This is a genomic window from Saccharomonospora iraqiensis subsp. paurometabolica YIM 90007, from assembly GCF_000231035.2.
Taxonomy (GTDB): Bacteria; Actinomycetota; Actinomycetes; order Mycobacteriales; family Pseudonocardiaceae; genus Saccharomonospora; species Saccharomonospora paurometabolica.
On the sequence record NZ_KI912250.1, the window covers coordinates 144,097 to 148,892 of the forward strand.

A 4,796-nucleotide genomic window follows, 5' to 3' on the forward strand; every position below is an offset into this window, starting at 1 on the left:
GACGGCACCCGCGCCGCCGGGCCGGCGTGGCGGGCCGGTCCGGTGCGGCACCCGCTGCCCGCCGAGCACCACAACGCCGTGAAGTCCTGTGTGCACGCCATCGAGGCCGGTGAGCTGTTCCAGGCCAACATCTGCACCCGGATGACCGCCGACTTCGACGGCGACCCGGCGGCACTGTTCGCCGAGGGCGTGCGCCGCCTGTCCCCCACCCGGGGCGCGTACCTGGCCGGCGACTGGGGCGCGGTGGTGTCGATGTCCCCGGAGCTGTTCCTGTCCCGCACCGGACGCCGGGTGCGTTCCACCCCGATCAAGGGGACACTGCCCCGGCGGGGCGCACACGACGCGCACCTCGCGGACGCGCTGCGCCGCTCGTCGAAGGACGTCGCCGAGAACGTCATGATCACCGACCTGGTGCGCAACGACCTCGGCCGGGTGTGCGAGGTGGGCACGGTGCGGGTGCCGCAGCTGCTGGCGGTGCGGCCCGCGCCCGGTGTGTGGCACCTCGACTCCACGGTGGAGGGTGTGCTCGCCGAGGGCGCGGACGACGCCGATCTGCTGCGCGGGGCGTTCCCGCCGGGGTCGGTCACCGGCGCCCCGAAGATCCGCGCGTTGGAACTGGTCACCGAGCTGGAACCGGTGCCGCGCGGTGTCTACACCGGCGCGGTCGGGCTCGCCTCCCCGGTGGCGGGCATGGAACTCAACGTCGCGATCCGCACGTTCGAAGTCTCCGGCGGCACGGTGCGCCTCGGCGTGGGCGGCGGCATCACCGCCGACTCCGACCCCGAGGCGGAGTGGCAGGAGTGCCTGCACAAGGCCGCCCCGCTGCGGGCCCTGCTCGACCCGGACGGGTGAGGGCGAGGCGACCGGAGTGCCCCCTCAGACGAACCGCAGGCCCACCACGCCGCCGACGATCAGCGCCAGGCACAGCAGGCGCGCGGTCGTGGCGGGCTCGCCGAGGGCGACCATGCCGTACAGCGCGGTGCCCACCGCGCCGATGCCGACCCAGACGGCGTAGCCGGTCCCGACCGGCACCGTGCGCAGGGCGTAGGCGAGCCCGCCCATGCTCAACGCCAGCGCGACCAGGAACAGCAGGCTCGGCCGCAGCCGGGAGAACCCCCGCGAGGCCTCCAACGCGGCAGCCCACACCGTCTCCAACAACCCCGACACCACGAGCACGACCCACGCCACAGCTACCCCCTCCCGGGTTTTCTCGTGAAGGGCACCTTCCCTGCGTCAGACGCAGCGAGGGGCACTTTCACCGCATCACACGCAGGGAATGTGCCCCTCACGACACACCGTCGGCACCGCGCTGCCGCAACGCCTCGTCGTAGAGCTGCTTCTTGGAGACGCCGGTGGCGTCGGCGATCTCGGTGGTGACCGTCTTCAGGCGCTCGCCCGCCGCGACCCGGGCCTCCACTTCACCCACAAGAGTGGATATGTCGACACGTCCGCGTTGCGCGCCCGCCACGACGACCGTCGCCTCGCCGCGCACGCCGCGCGCGGCCCAGTCGGCCACCTCGGCGAGGCCGCCGCGCACGATCTCCTCGGACACCTTGGTCAAATCCCGGCAGACCACCGCACGCCGGTCGGCCCCCAGCGCGTCCGCGGCCTCGGACAGGGTCGCCGCGAGCCGGTGCGGGGACTCGAAGAACACCACCGTGCGCTGCTCGTCCGCCAGCTCGCGCAGCCAGCGCGCCCGCTCCCCCGCGCGGCGCGGGACGAAGCCGTCGAAGCAGAACCGGTCGGTCGCCAGTCCGGACACCGCGAGCGCGGTGGTCACCGCGGACGGGCCGGGCAGGCAGGTCACCGGCAGGTCCTCGGCCACGCACGCCCGCACCAGCCGGTAGCCGGGGTCGGACACACTCGGCATGCCCGCGTCGGTCACCAGCACCACGGTGCGACCCTCGCGCACCGCCGCGAGCAGGCCCGGCAACCGTGCCTGTTCCACGTCCTCGTAGTAGCTGACGATACGGCCCGACGGGGTCACCCCGAGCGTCGTGGCCAGCGAGCGGAGGCGCCGGGTGTCCTCGGCGGCCAGCACGTCGGCCTCGGCCAGCGCCGTGGTCAGGCGGGGCGAGGCGTCGCGGGAGTCACCGAGTGGGGTGGCGGCCAGTACGAGCGTCACGACGCCCAAGACTAAGCCGTAGGATCGAGCGCCGTGACCGCACTCCTGTCCTCCACCCCGGCGGGCGCGGATCCGGCGCCGGACACGCAGCGGCCACCCACGGACCGGGAGGCCGCCCTCCTGGGCAGGCCGATGCCCACCGACCGGCTGCGTGCGTTCGTCGTCACGGTGGTGCTCACGGCCGTCGCCGGGGTCGTGCGCCTGTGGAACCTGGGCGTGCCGACGGACGGCGGCACCCCGGTCTTCGACGAGAAGCACTACGTCCCCCAGGCGTGGCAGATGCTGCGCAACGGCGGGTACGAGGACAACTACGGCTACGAGCTGATCGTGCACCCGCCCCTGGCGAAGCAGCTCATCGCCGTCGGGGAATGGCTGTTCGGCTACAACGGCTGGGGGTGGCGGTTCGCGGCCGCGGTCGCGGGCACGGTGATCGTGCTGCTCACCGTCCGCATCGCCCGCAGGCTGACCCGTTCCACGCTGCTCGGCGCGGTCGCGGGTGTGCTGGTCATCGCGGACGGCGTGCTGCACCTGCAGTCCCGGATGGGGATGCTGGACATCTTCCTGGCCGTGTTCGTGCTCGCGGCGTTCGGCTGCCTGCTGCGCGACCGTGACCAGGTGCGCGAGCGGCTCGCCGAGGCCGTGCGGCAGGGCTGGGTCGACGACTCCCCGTACGGGCCGCGCCTCGGGTTCCGCTGGTGGCGCTTCGGGGCCGGTGCCCTGCTCGGCCTGGCCACGGCGGTGAAGTGGTCCGGCGGGTACTGGGTGCTCGCCTTCGTCCTGCTGACCCTCGGGTTCGACGTGGCGGCCCGCCGTGCGGCCGGGGTGCGCCGTCCGTGGCTGGGCGCGGTGCGGCGCGACCTGCTGCCCGTGAGCTGGGGGATCGGCCTCGTCTCCGTCGGTGTGTACCTGGGCAGCTGGTGGGCGTGGTTTTCGAGCGAGACGGCCACCGACCGGCACTACCTGGAGATCAACCAGGTGGACCCGGGGGTCTTCGGGTTTCTCCCGGACGCGCTGAACTCGCTGGCGATCTACACGTTCAACATGATGACCTTCCACAGCGGTCTCTCGACCCCGGACGGTGATCCGCATCCGTGGGAGTCGAAGCCGTGGACGTGGCCCATGGGCCTGCGGCCGATGCTCTACTACTACGAGTCCGGCGAGCAGGTCACCGGCTGCGGCGCCGCCGAGTGCGTCAGCGCCACGATGCTGATCGGCACGCCGGCCCTGTGGTGGCTCTCGGTACCCGTGCTGGCGTGGGCGCTGTGGCGGGCGGTGTTCCGCGCGGACTGGCGCTACACCGCCGTGCTCGTCGGATACCTGGCGGGCTTCCTGCCCTGGTTCGCCAACCTCGACCGGCAGATGTACTTCTTCTACGCCACGCCCCTGGCCCCGTTCCTCACGCTCGGGCTGACCCTCGTGCTCGGCCAGATCCTCGGCCGGGCCCGAGCCGCCTACGAACGTCGCGGGACCGGGCTGCTGGTGGTCTCGCTCTACGTCGGGCTCGTGGTGGCCAACTTCGTGTGGCTCTGGCCGATCCTCAACGGTGACCCGATCACGCAGGACCGCTGGGAGGCCGAGCTCTGGCTGCCGTCCTGGCGCTGAGCGGACAGGTCCCTCGGCACCGCGGCGGTTCCCCGCCCGGTCCGGGTCACCGGCCACCCGCCGATGCCCGCGTGCACGACGTCAGGTGACGGGCCCGGGGCGTGGACTCGCGGGCCTGGAGTGGCAACTCACGGACCTGGAGTGGCGACTCGCGAGGCCTGGGGTGGCGACTCGCGGGGGCGCGGAGGGGCAGTCACTGGGTGCGGGGGACGACGCGGGTGACCGGGCCGTCGGTGGAGGTGCCCGTGCGGGCCAGCCAGCCCTCGACCTCGCGGCAGACCGTGGCCAGGGTGGGGCGGTTGCGCGGCTGCGGGTCGAGGGAGGCGGTCAGCAGCCGCGCGTGCACACTCTGCCGGGGCAGGTGCGACGGCGCCTCCGCCCGTGCCGCGGCCATCAGTGCCGCCATGGGTGTCTCCCGCGTCCCGCGCGGGGGATGACCCGACAGGGCGAAGCTGACCGTGGCGGCGAGCTGCCAGGCGTCCGACGCGGGGCTGGCCGGGGCCCCGGAGGCCGCCTCCGGGGCGACGTAGTCCGGGGTTCCGACCATCATGCCGGTGGCGGTCAGCGTGGAGTCACCCTTGCTGCGCGCGATCCCGAAGTCGATCAGATGCGCCACCCCGGTGGGGTCGATGATCACGTTCGACGGTTTGACGTCGCGGTGCAGCACGTTCTTCTCGTGCGCGGCCGACAGCGCACCGGCCATCGTGGCCCACAACCGGCCCGCCGAGACGTCGTCCAGCGCCCCCGCCGTGTCCACCGCCTCGGCGAGCGGCTGACCCTGCAGGTACTCCATCACCAGGGCGAGCCCGTCGGGTTCCTCGACGAGGTCGTAGACCCGGACACAGTTCGGGTGGCTCAGCGCGGCGAGTGCCCGCGCCTCGCGGTGCATCCGGTGCTCGGTGTCCTCGTCGGGCGCATGGGCGATCTTCAACGCGACCGTCCTGCCGAGCTGGGTGTCGACCGCCTCCCAGACCGTGCCGAACCCGCCGTGCCCGAGCCTGCGCACCCGGCGGAAGCGGCTGCTGCCCGCCTGCGCCGACCCGGGCGGCGCGGACATCCCACCGGCCGC

General features: G+C 73.4%; 5 protein-coding genes. 2 read left to right on the forward strand and 3 right to left on the reverse strand.

What is annotated here, in order from left to right; translation table 11 throughout:
• Positions 1 to 852, forward strand: an 852-nt coding sequence (locus SACPADRAFT_RS28310; protein ID WP_007026538.1) for an aminodeoxychorismate synthase component I, incomplete at its 5' end; no start/stop codon positions are given.
• Positions 853 to 876: 24 nt separating this feature from the next.
• On the opposite strand, the gene SACPADRAFT_RS0216765 is transcribed toward SACPADRAFT_RS28310, so the two are convergent.
• The gene (locus tag SACPADRAFT_RS0216765) at positions 877 to 1,188 is read right to left on the reverse strand and encodes a DMT family transporter (RefSeq protein ID WP_007026539.1); all 312 of its coding nucleotides are present in this window, start codon (positions 1,186 to 1,188) and stop codon (positions 877 to 879) included.
• A gap of 97 nt (positions 1,189 to 1,285) precedes the next feature.
• Positions 1,286 to 2,125: a 16S rRNA (cytidine(1402)-2'-O)-methyltransferase gene (gene rsmI, locus SACPADRAFT_RS0216770; protein ID WP_007026540.1), complete on the reverse strand. Its 840-nt coding sequence runs from the start codon at positions 2,123 to 2,125 to the stop codon at positions 1,286 to 1,288.
• A gap of 33 nt (positions 2,126 to 2,158) precedes the next feature.
• Here rsmI and SACPADRAFT_RS0216775 point away from each other — a divergent pair, with 33 nt between their 5' ends.
• Complete coding sequence (locus SACPADRAFT_RS0216775) at positions 2,159 to 3,727, forward strand: dolichyl-phosphate-mannose--protein mannosyltransferase (RefSeq protein WP_007026541.1); 1,569 nt, start codon at positions 2,159 to 2,161, stop codon at positions 3,725 to 3,727.
• Between the two features lie 193 nt (positions 3,728 to 3,920).
• Here the strand turns inward: SACPADRAFT_RS0216775 and SACPADRAFT_RS0216780 are convergent.
• The coding region (locus SACPADRAFT_RS0216780; RefSeq protein ID WP_028662524.1) for a serine/threonine-protein kinase at positions 3,921 to 4,796 on the reverse strand (876 nt) is incomplete at its 5' end.